Here is a 22,855-nt window from a genome sequence, read left to right as displayed (position 1 = left end):
TTTGAGGAAGACCACTATGTCCGTAACAAAAATGTCCTATGTCCGTCCGGCTCTGGTGATGACGGTTCTGCTGACGCTGGCGACTGGCGTGGCGTATCCGCTGCTGACCACCGGCGTTTCCGAGCTGGTGTTCCGCGCGCAGGCGATGGGTTCGCTGATGAAAGACAGCGGCAATAAAGTGATTGGCTCACAGCTCATCGGGCAGAATTTTACCCGCAATGATTACTTCTGGGGCCGCCCTTCTGTCACGTCTGATTCGCCGTATAACCCGATGGCCTCGGCGGGCAGTAATCTGGCAGCCAGTAACCCGGCGCTGGATCAGGCGGTGAAAGACCGCGTAGCGGCGCTGCGCAAAGCCAACCCGCAAAGCCCGGCGACGGTGCCGGTGGATCTGGTGACCGCCAGCGGCAGCGGGCTGGATCCGCAGATTTCCGTTGAGGCCGCGCAATGGCAGGCACCGCGCATTGCCACCGCGCGCGGACTGCCACTGGCGCAAGTGAATAAATTGATTGATGATAATACATCATCACCGCTGATAGGTTTCCTCGGCCCCGACGTGGTCAACGTGCTCGGGCTGAACCAGGCGCTGGATGCACTGAAAGCTCAATAAGGAAAATATGACTGACGATCGCCCCGATCCTGACAGCCTGCTGGCGCTTGCCAATGAGAAGCCGCGCGGGCAACTGAAAGTCTTTTTCGGCGCCTGTGCGGGCGTCGGAAAAACGTTCGCCATGTTGCAGGAAGCACAGCGCCTGCGCGCCACCGGCCTCGACGTGCTGGTTGGCGTGGTGGAAACCCACGGACGGCAGGAAACGCAGGCACTGCTGCCGGGGCTTTCGCTGTTACCGCCAAAACGCATTCAACATCGTGGCCGTCAGGTGCAGGAATTTGACCTCGACGCCGCGCTGGCCCGCCGCCCTGCCCTGATCCTGATGGACGAACTGGCGCACAGCAATGCCGCCGGTTCGCGCCACCCTAAACGCTGGCAGGATATCGAAGAATTACTCAATGCCGGTATCGACGTTTTTACCACCGTGAACGTTCAGCATCTGGAAAGCCTGAACGACGTGGTCAGCGGCGTCACCGGCATTATCATTCGTGAAACCGTCCCCGACCGTTTGTTTGATGACGCCAGCGAAGTGGTGCTGGTGGACCTGCCCCCCGATTCCCTGCGTCAGCGCCTGAAAGAAGGCAAAGTTTATATTCCCGGTCAGGCCGAGCGCGCCATCGAACACTTCTTCCGCAAAGGCAATCTGATTGCCCTGCGCGAACTTTCCCTGCGGCGCACCGCCGATCGCGTTGACGATCAGATGCGCGAATACCGCGACGATCAGGGTGTCAACCGCGTCTGGCATACCCGCGATGCGCTGCTGTTGTGCATCGGGCACGGCGGCGGTAATGAGAAACTGGTGCGCGTCGCTTCACGGCTGGCGGCGCGTCTTGGCTGTGTCTGGCACGCGGTGTATGTCGAAACCCCGCGTCTGCACCGTTTACCGGAAGGCCAGCGCCGGGCCATTTTGCATTCGCTGAAACTGGCGCAGGAGCTGGGCGCAGAAACCGCCACGCTTTCCGAGCCACATGAAGAACAGGCGATTTTGCGCTACGCCCGCGAGCACCGTCTGGGCAAAATCATGATGGGCCGCCGCCGTGAAAAACGCTGGAAGCCCGGCGGCAGTTTTGCCGACAAGCTGGCCGATATCGGGCCGGATCTTGATCTGATTATTGTCGGGCTGGAAGATTCCCCGGCATCACCGGCGCGCAAAGAGCAAGATTCACGCACTTTCGCCGACCGGTTCAGCCGCCAGCTGTGGGGCTGTTCGCTGGCCGTGGCGCTGTGCGCGGTGATTACGGTGATGTCGCAGTGGCTGGTGCCGACCTTCGATCAGGCCAACCTGGTGATGGTGTATCTGCTCGGCGTGGTGGTCGTTGCGTTATTTTATGGCCGCTGGCCGTCGGTGCTGGCGGCGGTGATTAACGTCGTCAGCTTTGATCTGTTTTTCGTACAGCCACGCGGTTCGCTCGCCGTGACTGACGCGCAATATCTGGTGACCTTCGGCGTGATGCTGCTGGTCGGGATCCTGATCGGTAATCTCACCGCCGGGGTACGTTATCAGGCGCGCATCGCCCGCCACCGCGAAAAACGCGCCCAGCATTTGTATGAAATGTCGAAAAGCCTCAGTCAGGCGCTGACGCCGGAAGCCATCGCGCAAACCAGCCGTCACTTTATCTCCTCCAGTCTGCACGCGAAAACCGCCATTCTGCTGCCGCAGGAAAATGGCGAACTGGCGCAGCCCGCCGGAGAGGTCACCGCTATCGTGGTGGATGACGCGATCGCCCGCTGGAGTTTCGACAAAAAACTGCCAGCCGGCGCGGGTACTGACACCCTGCCCGGCGTGCCGTATCAGCTGCTGCCGCTGGTCGCTTCAGGAGAATCGCGCGGACTGCTGGCGGTCGAACCGCCGAGCATCCGTCAGTTACTGGTGCCGGAACAGCAGCGCCTGTTGCAGACCTTTACCGTGCTGATTGCCAATGCCCTCGAGCGTCTGCATCTCGCCGCCCAAGCCGAATCCGCGCGGCTGGAAACCGAACGCGAGCAACTGCGCAACTCGCTGCTTTCGGCGCTTTCTCATGACCTGCGCACGCCGCTGACGGTGCTGTTCGGGCAGGCAGAAATTCTGACGCTGGATCTGGCGTCGGAAGGCTCGAAGCACGCGCCGCAGGCCAGCCAGATCCGCCAGCAGGTGCTGAGCACCACGCGGCTGGTGAACAATCTGCTGGATATGGCGCGCATTCAGTCCGGCGGATTTAATCTGCGCAAAGAGTGGCAGTCGGTGGAGGAGATCACCGGCAGCGCGCTGCGGATGCTGGAACCGGTGCTGGCGCACGACAACATTGAGATCGATTTGCCGAAGGAAATGGTGCTGGTGAGTTGCGACGCCAGCCTGATCGAACGGGTGCTGATCAATCTGCTGGAAAACGCCCATAAATATGCCGGAACGGGCGCGACGATCGGCATTAAAGCCACGCCGTTCGACGAATGGCTGGAGATTGAAGTCTGGGATAATGGCCCCGGCATTGCGCCGGGCAGCGAACACATCATCTTCGAGAAATTCGCGCGCGGAAACAAAGAATCGGCCATTCCCGGTGTCGGTTTGGGATTAGCCATATGTCGTGCCATTATTGAGGTGCACGACGGACGGATCTGGGCTGAAAACGGCCCGAACGGCGGTGCACGTTTTCGTTTCAGGTTGCCGCTCGAGGCGTTGCCGGAGATGGAAAGTGACATGGAATCAGACATCAATGAGGTATCGTGAGCGCATCCCCGGTCAATATTTTAATTGTTGAAGACGAAAAAGAGATCCGCCGCTTTGTGCGCACGGCACTGGAGGCGGAAGGCCTGCGGGTGTTTGAAAGTGAAACGCTGCAACGCGGGCTGATTGAGGCCGGAACCCGTAAACCGGACCTGATCATTCTCGATCTCGGTTTACCGGACGGTGACGGCCTGACCTATATTCGCGATTTACGCCACTGGAGCGCTATCCCGATTATTGTGCTGTCGGCCCGCACCAGCGAGGAAGACAAAATTGCGGCGCTGGATGCCGGTGCCGATGATTTCCTCACCAAGCCGTTTGGCGTCGGTGAACTGCTGGCGCGGGTTCGCGTGGCATTACGCCGCCATGCGGGCAGCGCGCAGGAAAGCCCGCTGGTGACGTTTGCGGATGTGACGGTGGATTTGATCAACCGGCGCGTGCAGCGTAACGGAGAAGATTGTCATCTGACGCCGATTGAGTTTCGCCTGCTGGCCGAACTGCTGGCAAACAGCGGAAAAGTCATTACTCAGCGTCAGTTACTGAGCCACGTCTGGGGCCCGAATTACGTCGAACACAGCCATTATCTGCGCATCTACATGGGGCATCTGCGCCAGAAACTGGAAGCCGACGCCACCCGGCCACGTCATTTACTGACTGAAACCGGCGTGGGCTATCGTTTTATGCCTTAGGCTGGTCAGTTTCCGGTTTGGCTTCGCCAAATTCGGCTTCCAGACTTTCCGCTGCCTGCTGCAAAATCGCACTGACCCGCACCACCTGCTCCGGCGTTAAATCTGCCCGCATCATGTTGCCGCGCAGCGCGTGACGCAGGCGGTGCATCGCGTCGTGAATCCCCTCTGCCAGATTGTTTTCACGCGGACGCTGCGCCCCCGCCAGACGGGCAAAAATCGCATCGACTGCCTCCTGATGTTGCGCCAGTTCCACTTTGCCGGCATCAGTGATCTGATAACTTTTACGGCCATTACCGGTGGCGACAGGCTCGAGGAAATCCTGCTCTTCCAGCAGCGTCAGCGTCGGGTAAATCACGCCAGGGCTTGGCACGTAAAGGCCTGAAGAGGCTTCTTCGATGGCTTTGATCAGCTCATAACCGTGGCTCGGCTTTTTCGCCACCAGCGCCAGCAGCACGCGGCGTAAATCACCGTGTTCAAACAGACGATGTACTCCGCGCTCACCACGCCCCCCGCGGCGACCTTCGCCACGTCCGCGACGCTCATGCCCTTCTTCACCGCGTTCTTCGCCACGATGACGTCCATCACGGCGTAACATGTGGCGTTCACTGTGATCGCTGCATTCTGATTCATGGCGGCAATGACCGCGATGCCCTTCTTCCCGGCTACCGTGACCGCGATGGCGGCCTTCAAACATTTTACTAAACATAATGTATGTCCCATTTAGATATATCGAATTATTTCGATATATCTAAACTAGATCAGTTTTTCGACACTGGCAAGCAGGAATGCGCATTTAGATATATCTTTTTGTATCTGAACGACAGGCAAAAAAAAAGCGCTGAATAATCAGCGCTTTTGATGAGAGGAAAAAAGGGGCTTATTTGGCGTCAGCGAGCACTTTGCTGACGATTTCTACCGCTTCTTTCTCGATTTGTTCGCGGTGTTCAGCACCGAGGAAACTTTCACAATAGATTTTGTAGGCTTCTTCTGTGCCGGACGGACGTGCCGCGAACCAGCCGTTTTTGGTCATCACTTTCAGGCCGCCGATAGACGCGCCGTTACCTGGCGCGTTGGTCAGACGGGCAGTGATCGGGTCACCGGCCAGCGTGTCGGCTTTCACCTGTTCAGGAGAAAGTTTGGACAGCGCGGCTTTTTGCGCGTGAGTCGCAGGTGCCTGAATACGGTTGTAGCTTGGCGCACCAAAGCGGGCCGCCAGCTCGTTGTAATGTTCCTGCGGGTTCTTGCCGGTGACAGCGGTAATTTCCGCCGCCAGCAGGCACATGATGATACCGTCTTTGTCGGTAGACCACGGAGTGCCGTCGAAACGCAGGAAAGAAGCCCCTGCACTTTCTTCGCCACCAAAACCGAAGCTGCCGTCAAACAGGCCATCAACGAACCATTTGAAACCGACCGGCACTTCCACCAGTTTACGGCCCAAATCTTCCACCACGCGGTCGATCATCGCACTCGATACCAGCGTTTTACCGACGGCAACGTCTTTGCCCCACTGCGGACGGTGCTGGAACAGGTACTGAATCGCCACCGCCAGATAATGGTTCGGGTTCATCAGACCGGCTGGCGTTACGATGCCGTGGCGGTCATAGTCAGGGTCATTGGCGAAAGCCAGATCGAATTTATCACGCAGCGCCAGCAGACCGGCCATGGCGGATTCCGACGAACAGTCCATACGGATCACGCCGTCGTGGTCGAGGTGCATGAAACGGAAAGTCTGATCGACTTCATCGTTCACCAGCGTCAGATCCAGTTTGTAATGCTCAGCAATACGTTTCCAGTATTCGATACCGGAACCGCCGAGCGGATCGACACCCAGTTTCAGGCCCGCTTTCTGAATCGCGGCCATATCGACAATCTCGGTCAGCCCTTCGATAAACGGCTGAACCAGATCCTGTGCCACCAGATGACCGCTTTTCCACGCCTGATCCAGAGACTGACGCTTCACACCGGCCAGTTTTGCTGCCAGCAGCGCGTTGGCGCGTTTCTCAATGACGGAGGTCAGATTGGTATCTGCCGGGCCGCCGTTGGTCGGGTTGTATTTGATGCCGCCATCTTCCGGTGGGTTGTGCGATGGGGTGATGACGATGCCATCAGCCAGCGCGCCGCCTTTGCGGTTATGGGTCAGGATCGCGTGAGACACCGCCGGAGTGGGGGTGAATCCGTTATCTTCCTGCACAATGACGTCAACGCCATTGGCCGTCAGCACTTCGAGCACAGAAATAAACGCCGGTTCGGACAGCGCGTGGGTATCTTTACCCACGTAGCACGGGCCGGTGGTGCCCTGCTCTTTACGCACTTCGGCAATCGCCTGAGCAATGGCCAGGATGTGCGCTTCGTTAAAGCTGTGACGCAACGAACTCCCGCGATGGCCGGATGTGCCGAATTTCACAGCATGCGCTGTGTTTGCCGGATCCGGTTGCAGAACGTAATACTGTGACGTTAACTGCGCCACGTTGATCAAATCGCTTTGCTGAGCAGGTTGCCCTGCACGGGGGTGATTAGCCATTGGCGCTTCTCCCTGACGCTGAAATTAGAGGGTGCCGCACACTTTGTCAGTCAGTTCCGCAGGGAACTGCATGAACTGCATGATGTGTTCGATCATGCTGCGTTTGCGACCTGTGTTGGTATTTGTAATAACCCAATACGGCGTTCCGGGAACGTGTTTAGGCTTGGTATGAATGCCGTTTTGCAGCAACGTTTGCTGGTCACCGGCAAAATAGGTCCGCGTGCGGCCAGTTAGTGACTCGGTCGCAACAGCAAATTCTTTCGCGTTAAGGTTGTAGAGCGTAGACAGGATCAACATAAACCGGTTGACCGCTTTGGTCTGCTCTGCGTACTCGTCAGACAGCAGCATTTCACGCACGGCGCGGACTTTATCGCGCGACGTCGGTGCCGGAGCGGCGGCAGCGGGTTTTCCCGCAGCCACGGTGCCGGCAATAACAGGAGTGTTCGCGGGCGCGGCAGGCGAGGTCTGACCGGCAGTAAATTTCAGCATGCGGCGCAAAATATCAGACGCACTCTCACCGATGGCTTGTGTGTGGCTGGCAATATAGCGGTAGAGTTCTTCGTCAACCTCAATAGTTTTCATCTTTATCCAGTACTGTTTTTCTACTTAATTCAAAAGGATTATACAAATTTCTACGCAGTAACGAACAGGGGAATTGTGCCGCGAAGCAAAAAGCAGAATTATTACCTTTTCGCTGCATGCTGGCCCCGGCCTGTTCTGTCCCACATAGTGAAATCCCGCTCAGGCATCTGGCAGAAACTTTCTGTTTTGAAAAATTATCCGCCACTCATGATAACCTAATGAGATTGTTTATCTGTATGAACTTCGCCATGAAATTACATTATCGCCTGCAAGAACCTGAAGTGGCTGGCAGCACTGCCCTGCCGGTTTTGTTAATCCACGGTTTGTTCGGAACCCTTGATAATCTGGGCATTCTGGCCCGCGACCTGAAACAACAGCATAGAGTGTTGCAGGTTGATTTGCGTAATCACGGCCAGTCCGGCCGCGCGGATGAGATGTCTTACGCCGCGATGGCGCAGGATTTAGTGGAAACGCTGGATGACGTCGGTTTCCAAAAAATCATCGTTATTGGCCATTCGATGGGCGGAAAAGCGGCCATGGCACTGACGGCGCTTATCCCCGATCGCATCGAAAAGCTGATTGCCATAGATGTCGCGCCGGTGGATTACCACGTGCGCCGCCATGACGAGATTTTTGCGGCGATCAACGCAGTGACGAAAGCAGGGCTGCGCGACCGCACCTCCGCCACGGAGTGTATGCGTGAGCATATAAAGGAAGACGGTGTGATCCAGTTCCTGCTGAAGTCGTTCGCGCAGGGAGAATGGCGCTTCAACGTGCCGGTGTTGCTCAGTCAATACGACACCATTACCGGCTGGGAAGACGTCCCGGCGTGGGATCACCCGGCGCTGTTTATCCGTGGCGGGTTATCGCCGTATGTACAGGATGAATATCGCAGCGCGATTTCCCGCCAGTTCCCGCAGGCGAAAGCGCATGTGGTGGCCGGCGCCGGTCACTGGGTGCATGCGGAAAAACCTGAGGCAGTGTTGCGCGCTGTGCATCGTTTCATCGATGCAGCCTGAGGTTTAACATCCTGGGGATAAATTGTGCAAAAAGTCTGCACAACGTCAGAAGTTATCATGAAATCAGGGCAATCAGGCGTTGTGAACCCCAGGCGCGCTAGGGTATGATTGCGCGCTATAATTTTTGCCGCCCCGTTTCACTCAGGTCGAGTGGCGGGAGGTGAATTGGGTCAGGGTTTCTTAGCCCGAAATGTGTGAAACGCTCGTCAGGAATCGGCTTGCCGTTTTCCGATGTAAAAACTTCCCTGGTTGTACCGCTACCTATGGCAAAAGAACAACTGGATCGCACGACGATTGATCTGTTCGCAGATGACCGCCGTCCGGGGCGTCCAAAAACAAATCCGCTATCCCGTGATGAACAGCTCAGGATCAACAAGCGCAATCAGTTACGCCGCGATAAAGCGAGCGGCCTGCGTCGCGTGGAGCTGAAAATGAACGCCGATGCTGTTGATACCCTCAATAAGCTGGCAGAAGAACGCAATATCAGTCGTAGCGAATTGATTGAAGAGATGCTGCTTGCGCATCTTAACGGTCATGAAGGCTGATTGAAAACGGGTAACCTTCTCAGGCTACCCGTTTGTTTTTTCTTACTTATTCCCGGCTAACTTCCTTCTTTCCACTCAGAACGTTTCCCAGTTTTCAGCACTCTTCGCCGACATCATTCCTGTGTCCGGTCGCAATAACGGCGCTGGCATCTTACCGGTCGGTTTTGCCCCGACGCGCGTCACGCTGTCGCTGAGTTTAAAGGTCGCGACGGCGTTGTTCAGCAATGCAGCCTGCTCTTCCAGAGAGACGGCGGCCTGAGACGCCTGTTCAACCAGCGCGGCGTTTTGCTGCGTGACGCTGTCCATCTGCGTCACCGCCACGGCCACCTGGCTGATGCCTTTACTTTGCTCATCAGATGCTGACGCGATTTCGGCCATAATATCCGTGACGTGTGTAATCGAACGCACCACTTCATTCATGGTCTGACCGGCGTTTTCGACCAGTTTGGAACCGCTGTCAACACGGGAAACGGATTCGCTGATCAGCGACTCAATCTCTTTTGCTGCCTGCGCACTACGCTGTGCCAGATTGCGCACTTCGCTGGCGACCACGGCGAACCCGCGTCCCTGTTCGCCTGCACGGGCGGCTTCAACCGCGGCATTCAGCGCCAGAATGTTGGTCTGGAAGGCGATACTGTTGATGACCGAGGTAATCTCCGCGATTTTCTTCGAGCTGCCTGAAATATCTTTCATGGTGCTGACCACATCCGCGACAATACTGCCGCCCTTTTGCGCCGTGGTAGAGGCTTCTATCACCAGCTGGCTGGCGTGATGCGCGTTGTCAGCATTGTGTTTCACCGTGGCTGTCAGCTCTTCCATGCTGGCCGCCGTCTCTTCCAGCGCAGACGCCTGCTCTTCGGTACGGGAAGAGAGATCGTTATTGCCGGCAGAAATTTCAGACGCGCCCTGGTAAATATTGTTCGTGCAGTTACGGATGGTTTGAACGGTATTCACCAGACTGGCCTGCATGATGTTCAGTAACGGAATCAACTTACCGGCGCAGTTTTTACCGAACTCTTCCATGTTATGCGTCAGGTCACCACTGGCAATAAGCGCGAACTGATCGCGGAGTTTATCCAGCGGTTTGACTAACGCCATCACCAGATAGCGATCGGTCAGCAGCAGGATAATCAGCCCAATAACAAACGCGGTGATCTGAATCACTTTGCTGAGATTAGTCAGATGATTAGACTCCGTTTGCGCCGCGCTGAAATCCACCGCGATCTGGCTGCTGACTTTTTGCATGGCAGCCCCGAAATCACGGCTTAACGCCGGAACGCCTGACTGCGCCAGCTGATTGTACGCATCGATATTTTTGCTGCTGGCGGCCTCAAATAACGGCTTCACGCCCTGCGTTATCAGACTTTCCCAACGGGTGAGTAATTCCTGAACCGCTGAATCTTCCAGCCCAGGATGCGGGGCCGCTTTGAAATCCGCCTGCGCCTGCGTCAGGGCTTCAAGGGATTGTTTTGCGGTATCAAAAATTTCCGGCCCTTTGGTCGGATCGGCCTGAAGCTGCGACACCGCACGGCTTAAGCGGGTTACGGTACGAAAATACTGATCATTTCCTTTGCTGATCAGCGCCATATTGTTGACGAGCTCAGAACTGTTGCGGGTGTTTTGCGTCAGCGTATTCAGTGAGTTAACGGTGTAAAGGGATACACCCGCCCACATAACGCAGAAAACGCCAAGAATGGTTAATAACGCGGCCCTGATGGTGATATTTTTTAAAAACTGCACGATATGCCTCTCTCGAAACATGACTGTTTCTGGTCTGAGGATTGAGGGGGATGCGGAGAATCAAGACAAGTAACCATCAGGCAAGTGCCCCAGGACATGTTTGAACACCTCTCCGGGCATCGATTTCTTTATTATGTTGAGATTGCTCTCGCATCATCTATCGGCGGGACGTGCTTAAAATTTAGTATTGTTAAGATATATTTCTTCACTTTGCTTTTAACCCCGTCAATTTTGAGGATTTTATCTGGATTAAAAGCACACGAAGGCGATACCACTTAAAAAGATTGCCCGATAAACTTATTCGTCAGTTAAGAAGGCGAGCAGAAGCATATTCTCCGCCTCACGAGTTTGCTATTATCAGCACTATTATTGCCTGCAATGTAGGGCTTATCATTGAGAACAAGAGGTTAGACATCTTATGGCCGTAGTAGGAATCTTCTTTGGATCCGATACAGGTAACACCGAAAACATCGCAAAAATGATCCAGAAACAACTGGGTAAAGATGTTGCAGAGGTGCATGACATTGCGAAGAGCAGCAAAGAGGATCTGGAAAAATTCGATATTTTGCTGATCGGTATTCCAACCTGGTATTACGGTGAAGCTCAGTGTGACTGGGACGATTTCTTCCCAAGCCTGGAAGAGATAGATTTTGAAGGTAAGCTGGTTGCGCTGTTTGGTTGCGGCGATCAGGAAGACTACGCAGAATATTTCTGTGATGCGCTGGGCACCGTGCGCGACATCATTGAGCCACGCGGCGCGGTGATTGTGGGTCACTGGCCAACCGAAGGCTATCACTTCGAAGCATCCAAAGGTCTGGCAGATGATAAACATTTCATCGGACTGGCTATTGATGAAGACCGTCAGCCGGAATTAACCAATGAGCGCGTTGACGCCTGGGTTAAGCAAATTACTGAAGAATTGAGCCTTTCAGAAATTATTGGCTAAAAACCCTGTTGGCCCTGAGGATTTATTCTACAATTGAAGGGCCAAACTATTACTGAAATTAACAATTTAGCCACAACAAAATTGTTACTTTCGGTGGTATCAAGGTACACTGAGTTCATCTGTTTTTTCTATCGATCAAGTCGTTGCATTGTCTTATGTGACTGGCATTTAGTGATCTTTATTAACAGGCTATCGTTTAGGGGATCGGCACACTTCCGTTAAAAGAAGGATCCTAATCGAAGAATTTTGTGCCGCTGATGCCACAGGCTCCATGCCTCAACTTGATTAGCACATAGTAACAGGACTGAATCCGCATGACTGACAACAACACCGCACTGAAGAAAGCCGGCTTAAAAGTCACGCTTCCGCGCCTTAAAATCCTGGAAGTGTTGCAAGCGCCGGAAGGTCATCACGTTAGTGCGGAAGATCTGTACAAACAATTGATTGATATGGGTGAAGAGATTGGTCTGGCGACGGTTTACCGCGTTCTGAACCAGTTTGATGACGCCGGTATCGTGACCCGCCATAACTTCGAAGGCGGCAAGTCCGTGTTCGAACTGACTCAGCAACACCATCACGATCACCTGATTTGCTTAGATTGTGGCCGTGTTATTGAATTCCGCGACGAATACATTGAAGGTCGTCAGCGCGAAATTGCTAAAAAACACGGTATCAAACTGACCAACCACAGCCTGTACCTGTACGGCCACTGTGAAGCAGGCGACTGCCGCGAAGATGACTCTTTGCACAATGACAAACCTGCGCAGTAATCTGCCGGGCTCGTTGATATCGACCTAAAATTAACCGCTGAAAAGCGGTTTTTTTATGCCCGTTTATCAGCGATGACAGACATAAAAAACCCCGGCAAGCCGGGGTTTTCTGTCTCACCTTCAGGTGATTGATGAGGTCTACTGCACAGGCGCAGGTGAGTTATTGGCTTTAATTTCCTTCCAGATTTTTCCACAATCGGCGGCGTAAGCCTGCCCGTCACCGGTTTTGCGTGCCGTCAGGCAGCGCTGGTAATCCAGCACGCGTACCGTTTCCTGTTGTGCAAACTGCTGATGAGCTTTCTCTTCCTTAAGAACGTTAAGAACCGCCTGGCAGGATGCAAGTTTGTCCGGCGAGCCTTCGGCAGTGTTAATGCAGGCGCTGTAAGCCTTGCGCAGTCTGGCATCTTCAGCCTGCCCTGACGTCTGGGAACAACCGGCAAGCAATAAAGACGTGGTCACGATCAGCAGTAATTTATTCATCGACATAGTGACCTCAGAAAATAGTGAATGGAGCGATAACGATAAATTTCACATCTTTTTCATCCTGGAAGATGTTGCCGTAACCACCGCCCCAGCTCGGAATATCTGAATGGTTGTCATACTGGGTGTAATGCAATTTGAACAACGTGCCTTTGGCGCGCCCTTCCTGAAGGGTGTAAAGCGCATCCAGACTCCACGCACTTTCTTTCAGACGCTGGCTTTGGTCATAAGCCGCATTGGTGCTTGGCTTGGCATCCCATGCATAAACATAGGAACCGCCGACCGCGAAGCCCGGCAGATCCCATTTCGCCAGATCATATAAAACACCGGCATATACCGCTTTTTCGCCGTTGGCGTTGAAGTCGGAACGGTTATCCCACCACACATCGAGACGACCATTGGACGAGGAATACGTTGGAGTCATACGCTGAAGGAAGTAGCCCTGATTCCCCTCCGCCTTGACCATCGTGCCTTCCAGACGCCAGTCAAACTGGCCGGTGGTGTAACCGAACGTCAGAGCCTGCAACCATGCCAGCCCGTCGTACAAACTGTTAGGATCGTTTTTGTCACTGATGCGGTCTTCTGCACCGTAGAACTGGTAGCTGGTGGTCAGCGGGTTACCCAGCAGATCCATTTTGTAAGAGGCTTTAGCGAAATACTGATCGACGTAGCTTTCCGCTTCGCCATAGGCGGCTTCGAGCACCAGATCATTTTTGAAGTCGTATTTCGCGCCCAGCGAGTGAATATAGGAAACACCGGTTTTTTTGTCATTCTGGCGGAAATCATCCATTTCCAGGTGCCACGGTGATTTATATTCATCCGCCCACATGTAGGAGAAACTCAGTTCGCCCGGCTCGCCGAAATCATGTTTATATCCGGCTTCTGCGCCGCGATACGTGCCAGGCATGAAACTCCAGTGCGGCGCAATCAGGGTCTGGCCGGTCGGCTGAATATAACCCGCGTGGCCCCAGAAGCCGCCGTATTTGAACTTACCGGCAGCTTTATACAGGCTGACTCCGCCTTTATCGCCAGAGTAATCTTCATCGTAGGCGTGATTTTTTGAGGAGAATGCAATTTCGTTCGGGTGGCCGCTGTCGCTGGCTTCGGCCATTTCAATTGCCGTGAAAGCCGCAACGTCGATGCCGAACATATCCCACGCATAACCGGAGGAGAAATCCAGATTCAGGTTGGCGGTGGCATGAGAAAGGTTAGTGGCGTATTTGTCGTAATCAGGATTGTTGACGGTGACTTTAGAGCCGTCTGGGCGGGTTTCTTCTTTGGTTTTATTCAGATCTTTGCGATCACGTTCGCGCTGCCAGTAATACACGCCACCGGTGAGCGTCGAATCATCAATAAAGCCTGCCGCCTTTGCCTCTTCAGAAAACATTAATCCGCCACCCAATAAGGTGCCGGCCAGAGAATACATCACAGGTTTCAGATAAGCCGATCCCCTGCCCCGGTTAAGGTGCTTGTGCATAGAAATTCCTCATTTTTGACTAAAAAGTAACTGCAAAACCCAAACGGGTATTAAAAGCGGGCGTCAGAGACGTCACCGTAAAAGCAAGGGTAGAGTATTTTTCGCGACGCGAATTATCAATGAGTAATTCATCATTGATCTCTGAAATATGACAAAGTGCACATAAAGATGAAAAAGTATTACAGAAAGAACTTTGTGGGAATTTAAGCGAGGAAAAAAGTGAAAACAATTAAGAATCAAATAACTAAAAAGGATAAGTCTGTGGTTTACACGTTTCAGCTTTCAGGAGAATTTAATCCGAGCCGCTAAAAAGTGCGCATCATAAACACATTAATTCGCGACAGAAATCAATTTGGATATTGCTTAAGGCATAAAAAAACGCAGCCGAAGCTGCGTTAAAAATAAGTCTGACTTCAATCAGGCAACCGGTTTGCTTTCCCAGGTATCGCGCAGACCGACGGTGCGGTTAAACACCAGATGCTCCGCGCTTGAATAGCGGCTGTCGGCACAGAAGTAACCTTCACGTTCGAACTGCAGGCTGACTTCCGCCTGCGCCCCTGCCAGAGAAGGCTCGACAAAGCCCTGAGCGATAACCAGTGACTCCGGGTTGATGGTGGTCAGGAAATCCTCTGCCTGACCTGGGTTCGCTACGCTGAACAGACGGTCATACAGACGGAATTCTGCTGGCTTACCTTCAGTGGCGGAAACCCAGTGGATCACACCTTTCACCTTACGGCCATCAGCAGGATCTTTGCTCAGCGTGTCGATATCGTAAGAACAGAAGATAGTGGTGATATTCCCTTCGGCATCTTTCTCAATGCGTTCCGCTTTGATCACATACGCATTGCGCAGGCGCACTTCTTTGCCCAGCACCAGACGCTTGTACTGCTTGTTAGCTTCTTCGCGGAAATCAGCCTGATCGATGTAAATCTCACGGGTGAAAGGCACGTCGCGGGTGCCCATTTCCGGCTTGCTCGGATGGTTTGGCATTTTCACCTGTTGCACGTCATCACCGGTAAAGTTTTCAATGATCACTTTAACCGGATTGATAACAGCCATGGCGCGCGGTGCGTTCTCGTTCAGATCGTCGCGAATGCAGGATTCCAGCGCCATCATTTCGACGTTGTTGTCTTGCTTGGTCACGCCAATACGACGACAGAATTCACGGATCGATGCAGCGGTATAACCACGGCGGCGCAGACCTGAAACGGTCGGCATACGCGGGTCGTCCCAGCCTTCTACAATCTTCTCGGTCACCAGCAGGTTCAGCTTACGCTTGGACATGATGGAGTATTCGAGATTCAGACGGGAAAACTCATACTGACGCGGATGGCATGGAATAGTGATGTTATCCAGCACCCAGTCATACAGACGGCGGTTGTCCTGGAATTCCAGCGTACATAACGAATGGGTGATCCCTTCCAGCGCATCGGAAATGCAGTGGGTGAAATCGTACATCGGGTAGATGCACCATTTTGTGCCGGTCTGATGATGCTCAGCGAACTTAATACGGTAGATAACCGGATCGCGCATCACGAAGAATGGCGATGCCATATCGATTTTGGCACGCAGACAGGCCGCACCTTCAGCGAATTCACCGTTGCGCATTTTTTCAAACAGCGCGATGTTTTCTTCCACGGAGCGATCGCGGTACGGGCTATTTTTACCCGGCGCAGTCAGGGAACCGCGATATTCGCGAATTTGGTCGGGAGAAAGTTCATCAACGTAAGCCAGACCTTTGTTGATCAATTCCAGCGCGTAAGCGTGCAGTTGATCGAAATAGTCTGAAGAGTAGTGGATATCACCGCTCCAGTCGAAGCCCAGCCACTGGACGTCGTGCTTGATAGACTCAACGAATTCGATGTCTTCTTTTGCCGGGTTGGTATCGTCAAAACGCAGATTGCACTGACCCTGATAGTCTTGTGCAATGCCGAAGTTCAGGCAGATAGACTTTGCATGGCCGATATGCAAATAGCCATTAGGCTCAGGCGGGAAACGGGTGTGAACGGTATTGTGTTTCCCGGTCGCCAGATCTTCATCAATAATCTGACGGATAAAATTTGTTGGGCGGGCTTCAGCCTCACTCATTGTGCAATTCCTCTACGCAACATTGACTCTACGGATAACCGCTTATGTTCCAACAAGCCACGTCGGGAAACAACCGTTAGTTGCATTAAATCGTGGTTATCCCCTCACAGGCTGTCCGAAAACAATAAAAAACGGGAAGAGATCGCTCTCTTCCCGTTTTGTTATCGCTGTAACGACATTTTCAGCAGCGGCGTTGACTGACACCGCCTCACTCAGTCAAAAAATTATTTGCCCTGAATGTCGAACAGCTTGGTCTGACCCGCGACCACTGAGCCGCTCGCCAGTGCACTGACACCGGTGTAATCATCGATATTGCTGACGACGACCGGGCTAATCATTGAGCGCGCATTGGCATTCAGATAATCCAGATCCAGTTCCAGAACAGGCTGACCGGCTGTCACAGTGGCACCTTCTTCGACCAGGCGGGTAAAGCCCTGACCGTTCAGCGTAACCGTATCAATCCCCATGTGAACCACGATTTCAGCGCCAGAAACAGTTTCCAGGCAGAACGCATGATTGGTGTTGAAGATTTTCACCACAGTACCCGCAGCAGGCGATACCACGATTTTACCGGTAGGACGAATGGCGACACCATCACCAACGGCTTTGCTGGCGAAGGCTTCATCAGGTACCTGATCCAGCGCCACGATGTCACCGGTGACCGGAGACACCAGAGTTTCAACCACCGTTTTCACTGTGTTTGGCACAGCCTGAGGGGCAGCGTTGCTCATGGCGACTGGGGCGGCAGTTGCCACACCGGCAGCAACCGGACCACGGGCAATCACCTTCTTCATGGCATCGGCCAGAGATTCAGCTTTTGCACCCACAATAACCTGAATGCTTTGTTTATTCAGACGAACGATACCGGATGCACCAAGGCGCTTACAGGCAGCATCGTCAACCGTACCCGCATCTTTTACATTCAGACGCAGACGGGTAATACACGCATCAATCCCTTTGAAGTTATCAGAACCGCCCAACGCACCGATGTAGCTCAGCGCCAGCTGGTTAAGACCTTCTTCAGTATTGCTGTTGGCTTCCGGTGCACCCATATCTACCGTGTCATCTTCACGACCCGGCGTTTTCAGGTTGAACATACGGATGATCACGCTGAACAACACGAAGTAGATGATGAAGAAGACCACACCCATCACCAGCAACATCCAGACGTTTTTACTTGCCGCTGGCAGGTTGTACATCAACGCATAGTCGATCGCACCCGCAGAGAAGGAGAAGCCGGCATGGATACCCAGCGCCGTGGCAACGTACAGGCTGATCCCGGTCAGGATGGCGTGCACTAAATAGAGCAGCGGAGCGAGGAACATGAAGAGGAATTCTAACGGCTCGGTGACACCGGTCAGGAACGCCGTAACCGCAACGGACACCAGCATACCGCCAACCAATGGACGACGTTCTTTAGGCGCGGCGAAGTACATCGCAAATGCCGCACCTGGCAGACCAAACATCATGATTGGGAAGAAGCCGGACATGAACATCCCCGCCGTGCCGTCACCCGCGTAGAAGCGGTTGATGTCACCGTGGAACACAGTGCCTGCAGCGTTGGTGAAGTCACCAATCTGGAACCATGCGATGGTGTTCAGTACCTGATGCAGACCAGTTGGGATCAGCAGACGGTTAACGAAACCAAAGATACCGGCACCGAATGCACCCGCGCCCACGATCCACTCACCACCGGCACGGATAGCATCCTGCACCGGAGGCCAGACGTAACCGAAGATCGCGGCCAGAACCAGACAGAAGAAGCCGGTTGCGATAGGAACGAAACGTTTCCCACCGAAGAAGCTCAGGAAGTCAGGCAGTTTGATATCAGACCAGCGGTTGTAAACCATACCGCCCACCAGACCGGTGATAATACCGGCCAGCACGCCCATGTTAACGGCCGGGTTAATGGTGATCATCGCTTTGGTCAGGATAAAGTAACCGATGCCGCCTGCTAATGCTGCAGCACCTGCGTTGTCTTTAGACCAGCTGGACGCCACACCGATGGCGAAAATCAGCGCCAGGTTATCGAAAATCCCGCCACCGGCTTGCGCGATGAAAGGCATGTTAAGAAGATCAGGCTGACCGAAGCGCAGCAATAACGCAGCGACCGGCAGTACGGCTATCGGCAGCTGTAGCGCTCTGCCTAAACGCTGAAAGAATCCAAGAATATTCACATTTCCCCCTATCCGCCGTCAGGCGAATCACCTAAGTAGTTTAATTAGTATGGTTACTACCTTTACTGTTTACCGTTCCGATTTAACCAACTGCTCTGCGAGTGTAAAAAGATTATTTCGTATCGCAAATTAAAACCTCTCTTTTTGTGATAATTGTCACCAAAAAGAGGTGATAACATGCCATCAGACTGGTCAACACACAAAACTTATTTTATTATTAAAAAAATCTAGACGGTATTGTGCCAGCCATAAACTTTCACGGTGGTTTACGCTTAACAAGACCGCCTTTGAATCGAAGAACTTTTGCTTTTGTTTTGTCTACACATGTCCCAAGGTCTTCAGTTTCGACTAAGGGTATGAACAGTATATTCAATATTCTGAAATCAAGAGGTACGTGATGAGACTTATTCCTTTAAATACCACCACTGAAGTCGGCAAATGGGCTGCGCGCCATATCGTTGAGCGTATCAATGCCTTCAAACCCACTGCCGAGCGCCCTTTCATTCTCGGTCTTCCTACCGGTGGTACCCCGCTTGAAGCTTACAAACACCTTATCGCTATGCATAAAGCAGGCCAGGTTAGCTTCAAAAACGTCGTGACCTTTAACATGGATGAATATGTTGGCCTGCCGCAGGAACACCCTGAGAGCTATCATACCTTCATGTACAAAAACTTCTTTGATCACGTTGATATTCCAAGTGAAAATATCAATCTGCTGAATGGTAATGCACCAGATATCGATGAAGAATGCCGCAAGTACGAAGAAAAAATTAAATCCTACGGCAAAATTAACCTGTTCATGGGCGGCGTAGGCAATGATGGCCATATCGCGTTTAACGAACCGGCTTCTTCCCTGGCATCCCGCACGCGTATCAAGACGCTGACTCATGAAACCCGCATCGCGAACTCCCGTTTCTTCGACAACGACGTGTCTCAGGTGCCAAAATACGCCCTGACCGTTGGCGTAGGTACGCTGCTGGATGCGGAAGAAGTGATGATCCTGGTGACCGGCCACGCGAAGGCGCAGGCGCTTGAAGCCGCTGTTGAAGGTAACATTAACCACATGTGGACCATCAGCTGCCTGCAACTGCACGCGAAAGCCGTTATGGTGTGTGACGAGCCGTCCACCATGGAACTGAAAGTCAAAACTGTTAAATATTTCCGCGAGTTAGAAGCGGAAAATATGAAAAATCTTTAACTAAACATTATGCCCGAAGCCAGTCGCGTTGCAGCACCGCAGCGGCCGCGCGACTGGAGCAGGGCAAACGTACTAGGGGGCATGATGTACGCATTGATTAACGGCCGGATCTATACCGGTCATGACGTTCTGGATAACCACGCGGTCGTGATTGCTGATGGCAAAATCGAACGTGTCTGCCCGCTCAGCGAGCTGCCAGAAAATGTGGAAACCCGCGATCTGGACGGTGCCATTCTTGCTCCCGGATTTATCGACCTGCAGCTTAACGGCTGCGGCGGCGTGCAGTTCAACGATTCTCTGGAAGCCATTTCGGTAGAAACGTTAGAGATCATGCAGAAAGCCAACGAAAAATCTGGATGTACCAGTTTCCTACCGACGCTGATCACCTGTAGCGATGACTACATGAAACACGGTATCAGCGTGATGCGCACTTATCTGGAAAAATACCCCAATCAGGCACTGGGTCTGCACCTTGAAGGGCCTTATCTCAGCCCGGAGAAAAAAGGCACCCATAATCCGGCCTTTATCCGCCTGCCAGACAGCGCCATGATTGATTTCCTGTGTGCAAATGCCGAAGTGATTACCCAACTGACGCTGGCACCTGAACAGGTCGATGCAAAATACATTCGCCAGCTGCGTGATGCAGGGATTGTGGTGTCCGCCGGACATTCCAATTCAACGTATGAGCAGGCGCGCACCGGTTTCGCCGCCGGTATCTCCTTCGCCACGCACCTTTATAATGCAATGCCTGCCATTACCGGCCGCCAGCCTGGCCTGATTGGTGCAATTTTCGATACACCTGAAGTCTATACCGGCGTGATTGCTGACGGTTTGCACGTTGACTGGGCGAATATCCGCAACGCGAAAAAGCTCAAAGGTGACAAGCTGGTGCTGGTCACTGATGCCACTGCGCCAGCAGGTGCCAACATTGATGAGTTCATTTTTGCCGGTAAAACAATATACTACCGTGATGGACTCTGTGTGGACGAGAACGGAACACTGAGCGGCTCTGCCCTGACCATGATCGAAGCGGTACAGAACAGCGTAGAACATGTTGGCATCGCACTGGATGAAACGCTGCGTATGGCGTCACTTTATCCGGCACGCGCTATCGGTTTCGACGACAAGTTAGGCAGCATCGAAGCAGGCAAAGTCGCCAACCTCACCGCGTTCACTCATGATTTTAAAATCACAAAAACTATCGTTAACGGTGACGAAGTTTAATTGAGCGGATAACAGCATTGATGACAACTGGCGGACAGCAGGCACAAATCGGCAACGTTGATCTGGTTAAGCAGTTAAACGGCGCGGCGGTTTACCGCCTGATTGATCAACAGGGGCCCATTTCGCGCATTCAGATTGCCGACGTGAGCCAGCTTGCGCCCGCCAGTGTGACCAAAATCACCCGACAGTTACTCGAGCGTGGCCTCATAAAAGAGGTGGAACAACAGGCGTCCACCGGGGGCCGTCGCGCGATTTCGATCATCACCGAAACCCGCCCTTTTCATACCATCGCCGTACGCCTTGGTCGCCACGATGCGACGATTACGCTCTACGATCTCAGCGCCAAATCACTGGCCGAACAGCATTACGCCCTGCCGGAACGCACTCAGGAAACCCTTGAGAACGCGCTCTTTGAGGCGATCTCGCAATTTATCGAGCTGAACCAGCGCAAAATCCGCGAGCTGATTGCGATTTCCGTCATCCTTCCCGGCCTGGTTGATCCAAACAAAGGTATCGTCCGTTACATGCCGCATATCAGCGTCGGCGCATGGAAATTAGTGGACGCGCTCGAAGCCCGCTTCAAAGTCACCAGTTTTGTTGGCCACGATATCCGCAGTCTGGCGCTCGCTGAGCACTATTTCGGTGCAACCCGCGACTGTCAGGACTCCATTTTAGTTCGTTTGCACCGCGGTACCGGCGCGGGAATTATTGTTAACGGGCAGATTTTTCTGGGCAGTAACGGAAATGTGGGCGAGATCGGCCACATTCAGATCGACCCGTTGGGTGAACGCTGCCATTGCGGGAATTTTGGCTGTCTGGAAACCGTTGCAGCCAACGCGGCCATCGAAAATCGCGTGCGTCATCTGCTCACACAAGGCTATGCCAGCAAACTCAGCCTCAATGACTGTTCAATTTCCGCTATTTGCAAAGCGGCAAACCGCCACGATGCCCTCGCGACGGAAGTGATCGACCACGTAGGCCGTCAGCTGGGAAAAGCCGTGTCGATTGCCATCAACCTGTTTAATCCGCAAAAAGTGGTGATCGCCGGTGAAATTACTGAGGCCGATAAAGTCCTGCTGCCTGCGATTCAAAACTGCATTAATGCGCAGGTTCTGAAAGATTTTCGCCGCAACCTGCCGGTGGTGACATCGGCGCTTAATCATCAGTCGGCGATTGGCGCTTTTGCACTGGTCAAACGCGCCATGCTCAATGGCGTTCTTTTGCAGCGTCTGCTGGAAAATTAAGACGTGCTATAGTTGTTGGCTGCCAGAAATGGAGCTGGAAAAGTGGGTTTGGAAATCATGACTATAAAGAATGTTATCTGTGACATTGATGGCGTGCTGTTGCACGACAATACCGCAGTACCCGGCGCCGATCGTTTTCTCGCCCGTATTCAGGAACAGGGAATGCCTCTGGTCATTCTCACCAACTACCCTTCTCAGACCGCGCAGGATCTGGCAAATCGCTTCAGTGCGGCCGGTCTTGACGTGCCGGAAAGCGCTTTCTTTACTTCCGCCATGGCGACCGCAGATTTCCTGAAACGTCAGGAAGGCAAAAAAGCCTACGTAGTCGGCGAAGGTGCGCTGATCCACGAACTGTATAAAGCCGGTTTCACCATTACTGACATCAATCCTGATTTTGTGATCGTCGGCGAAACCCGCTCTTACAACTGGGACATGATCCATAAAGCGGCGTTCTTCGTTGCGAACGGCGCACGCTTTATTGCCACGAATCCGGATAACCACGGCCACGGATTTACCCCGGCCTGCGGTGCGCTGTGCGCGCCCATCGAAAAAATCACTGGCCGCAAACCCTTTTATGTCGGTAAACCGAGCCCGTGGATCATTCGCTCAGCGCTCAACAAAATGCAGGCGCACTCCGATGGCACGGTGATCGTGGGTGACAATCTGCGAACCGACATTCTGGCGGGCTTCCAGGCCGGTCTGGAGACTATTCTGGTGCTCTCCGGCGTTTCAACGCTCAATGATATTGAAGGCATGCCGTTCCGCCCGACCTGGATTTATCCTTCTGTCGCTGATATCGATATCATTTAACGACCTCCTTTAAGTCTCTGAAAGCGAGCCCTGA

Annotated in this window: 19 protein-coding genes; 11 read left to right on the top strand and 8 right to left on the bottom strand. The window is 53.2% G+C overall.

What is annotated here, in order from left to right; all coding sequences use genetic code 11:
• Positions 1 to 16 precede the first annotated feature (16 nt).
• Genes kdpC through kdpE form a run of 3 tightly spaced genes read left to right on the top strand, consistent with a single transcriptional unit; the run spans position 17 to position 4,000 of the window.
• Positions 17 to 610, top strand: coding sequence for a potassium-transporting ATPase subunit KdpC (kdpC, locus tag ACQZQY_RS11320; protein ID WP_056771588.1), 594 nt, complete (start codon positions 17 to 19; stop codon positions 608 to 610).
• Between the two features lie 7 nt (positions 611 to 617).
• Positions 618 to 3,314, top strand: a complete 2,697-nt coding sequence (gene kdpD, locus ACQZQY_RS11315) for a two-component system sensor histidine kinase KdpD (RefSeq protein WP_056771584.1) — start codon at positions 618 to 620, stop codon at positions 3,312 to 3,314.
• Positions 3,311 to 4,000, top strand: coding sequence for a two-component system response regulator KdpE (gene kdpE / locus ACQZQY_RS11310; protein ID WP_056771582.1), 690 nt, complete (start codon positions 3,311 to 3,313; stop codon positions 3,998 to 4,000). The genes kdpD and kdpE overlap by 4 nt, the downstream gene beginning before the upstream one ends.
• On the opposite strand, the gene ACQZQY_RS11305 is transcribed toward kdpE, so the two are convergent.
• The 3 genes from ACQZQY_RS11305 to seqA all read right to left on the bottom strand — a co-directional run bounded on the left by ACQZQY_RS11305 (position 3,990) and on the right by seqA (position 7,103).
• Positions 3,990 to 4,706, bottom strand: a complete 717-nt coding sequence (locus tag ACQZQY_RS11305; protein ID WP_056771579.1) for a PadR family transcriptional regulator — start codon at positions 4,704 to 4,706, stop codon at positions 3,990 to 3,992. The genes kdpE and ACQZQY_RS11305 overlap by 11 nt on opposite strands.
• A gap of 171 nt (positions 4,707 to 4,877) precedes the next feature.
• Positions 4,878 to 6,521 (bottom strand): phosphoglucomutase (alpha-D-glucose-1,6-bisphosphate-dependent), encoded by a 1,644-nt coding sequence (pgm, locus tag ACQZQY_RS11300; RefSeq protein WP_056771576.1) that lies wholly within the window; start codon positions 6,519 to 6,521, stop codon positions 4,878 to 4,880.
• 24 nt (positions 6,522 to 6,545) lie between these two features.
• Positions 6,546 to 7,103, bottom strand: a complete 558-nt coding sequence (gene seqA, locus ACQZQY_RS11295) for a replication initiation negative regulator SeqA (protein ID WP_122095872.1) — start codon at positions 7,101 to 7,103, stop codon at positions 6,546 to 6,548.
• A gap of 236 nt (positions 7,104 to 7,339) precedes the next feature.
• Here seqA and ybfF point away from each other — a divergent pair, with 236 nt between their 5' ends.
• Complete coding sequence (ybfF, locus tag ACQZQY_RS11290; protein WP_431297183.1) at positions 7,340 to 8,122, top strand: esterase; 783 nt, start codon at positions 7,340 to 7,342, stop codon at positions 8,120 to 8,122.
• Between the two features lie 263 nt (positions 8,123 to 8,385).
• Positions 8,386 to 8,667, top strand: coding sequence for a LexA regulated protein (gene ybfE / locus ACQZQY_RS11285; RefSeq protein WP_056772022.1), 282 nt, complete (start codon positions 8,386 to 8,388; stop codon positions 8,665 to 8,667).
• 75 nt (positions 8,668 to 8,742) lie between these two features.
• On the opposite strand, the gene ACQZQY_RS11280 is transcribed toward ybfE, so the two are convergent.
• A complete protein-coding gene (locus ACQZQY_RS11280) occupies positions 8,743 to 10,407 on the bottom strand; it encodes a methyl-accepting chemotaxis protein (protein ID WP_056771569.1) in 1,665 nt (554 codons plus the stop codon).
• 418 nt (positions 10,408 to 10,825) lie between these two features.
• Here ACQZQY_RS11280 and fldA point away from each other — a divergent pair, with 418 nt between their 5' ends.
• Both fldA and fur read left to right on the top strand, forming a co-directional pair.
• Positions 10,826 to 11,353, top strand: coding sequence for a flavodoxin FldA (gene fldA / locus ACQZQY_RS11275; RefSeq protein WP_056771565.1), 528 nt, complete (start codon positions 10,826 to 10,828; stop codon positions 11,351 to 11,353).
• Between the two features lie 314 nt (positions 11,354 to 11,667).
• The gene (gene fur / locus ACQZQY_RS11270) at positions 11,668 to 12,123 is read left to right on the top strand and encodes a ferric iron uptake transcriptional regulator (RefSeq protein ID WP_013576469.1); all 456 of its coding nucleotides are present in this window, start codon (positions 11,668 to 11,670) and stop codon (positions 12,121 to 12,123) included.
• A gap of 138 nt (positions 12,124 to 12,261) precedes the next feature.
• On the opposite strand, the gene chiQ is transcribed toward fur, so the two are convergent.
• From chiQ to nagE, 4 genes are all read right to left on the bottom strand, one after another.
• Positions 12,262 to 12,603, bottom strand: a complete 342-nt coding sequence (gene chiQ, locus ACQZQY_RS11265) for a ChiQ/YbfN family lipoprotein (protein WP_122096114.1) — start codon at positions 12,601 to 12,603, stop codon at positions 12,262 to 12,264.
• Between the two features lie 13 nt (positions 12,604 to 12,616).
• Positions 12,617 to 14,029: a chitoporin ChiP gene (gene chiP, locus ACQZQY_RS11260; RefSeq protein ID WP_431297182.1), complete on the bottom strand. Its 1,413-nt coding sequence runs from the start codon at positions 14,027 to 14,029 to the stop codon at positions 12,617 to 12,619.
• A gap of 468 nt (positions 14,030 to 14,497) precedes the next feature.
• Entirely contained in the window at positions 14,498 to 16,168 is a 1,671-nt protein-coding gene (glnS, locus tag ACQZQY_RS11255; RefSeq protein ID WP_056771557.1) for a glutamine--tRNA ligase, read from the bottom strand.
• Positions 16,169 to 16,392: 224 nt separating this feature from the next.
• Complete coding sequence (nagE, locus tag ACQZQY_RS11250) at positions 16,393 to 18,345, bottom strand: PTS N-acetyl glucosamine transporter subunit IIABC (RefSeq protein ID WP_056771555.1); 1,953 nt, start codon at positions 18,343 to 18,345, stop codon at positions 16,393 to 16,395.
• 397 nt (positions 18,346 to 18,742) lie between these two features.
• On the opposite strand from nagE, the gene nagB reads away from it, so the two are divergent.
• The 4 genes from nagB to ACQZQY_RS11230 all read left to right on the top strand — a co-directional run bounded on the left by nagB (position 18,743) and on the right by ACQZQY_RS11230 (position 22,821).
• Positions 18,743 to 19,543: a glucosamine-6-phosphate deaminase gene (gene nagB / locus ACQZQY_RS11245; RefSeq protein ID WP_056771552.1), complete on the top strand. Its 801-nt coding sequence runs from the start codon at positions 18,743 to 18,745 to the stop codon at positions 19,541 to 19,543.
• An 84-nt stretch (positions 19,544 to 19,627) separates the two neighbouring features.
• Positions 19,628 to 20,767, top strand: a complete 1,140-nt coding sequence (nagA, locus tag ACQZQY_RS11240; RefSeq protein WP_431297181.1) for an N-acetylglucosamine-6-phosphate deacetylase — start codon at positions 19,628 to 19,630, stop codon at positions 20,765 to 20,767.
• Positions 20,768 to 20,787: 20 nt separating this feature from the next.
• Entirely contained in the window at positions 20,788 to 22,011 is a 1,224-nt protein-coding gene (gene nagC, locus ACQZQY_RS11235) for a DNA-binding transcriptional regulator NagC (RefSeq protein WP_056771547.1), read from the top strand.
• Positions 22,012 to 22,068: 57 nt separating this feature from the next.
• Positions 22,069 to 22,821 carry an HAD-IIA family hydrolase gene (locus ACQZQY_RS11230; protein WP_056772017.1) on the top strand — a complete coding sequence of 251 codons (753 nt, stop codon included), beginning with the start codon at positions 22,069 to 22,071 and terminating at the stop codon, positions 22,819 to 22,821.
• Positions 22,822 to 22,855 lie beyond the last annotated feature (34 nt).

It is taken from the genome of Rahnella sp. PAMC25559 (assembly GCF_050632365.1).
Taxonomy (GTDB): domain Bacteria; phylum Pseudomonadota; class Gammaproteobacteria; order Enterobacterales; family Enterobacteriaceae; genus Rahnella; species Rahnella rivi.
Note: the sequence above shows the minus strand (reverse complement) of the source record. Positions and strands in the feature narration are given on the sequence as shown.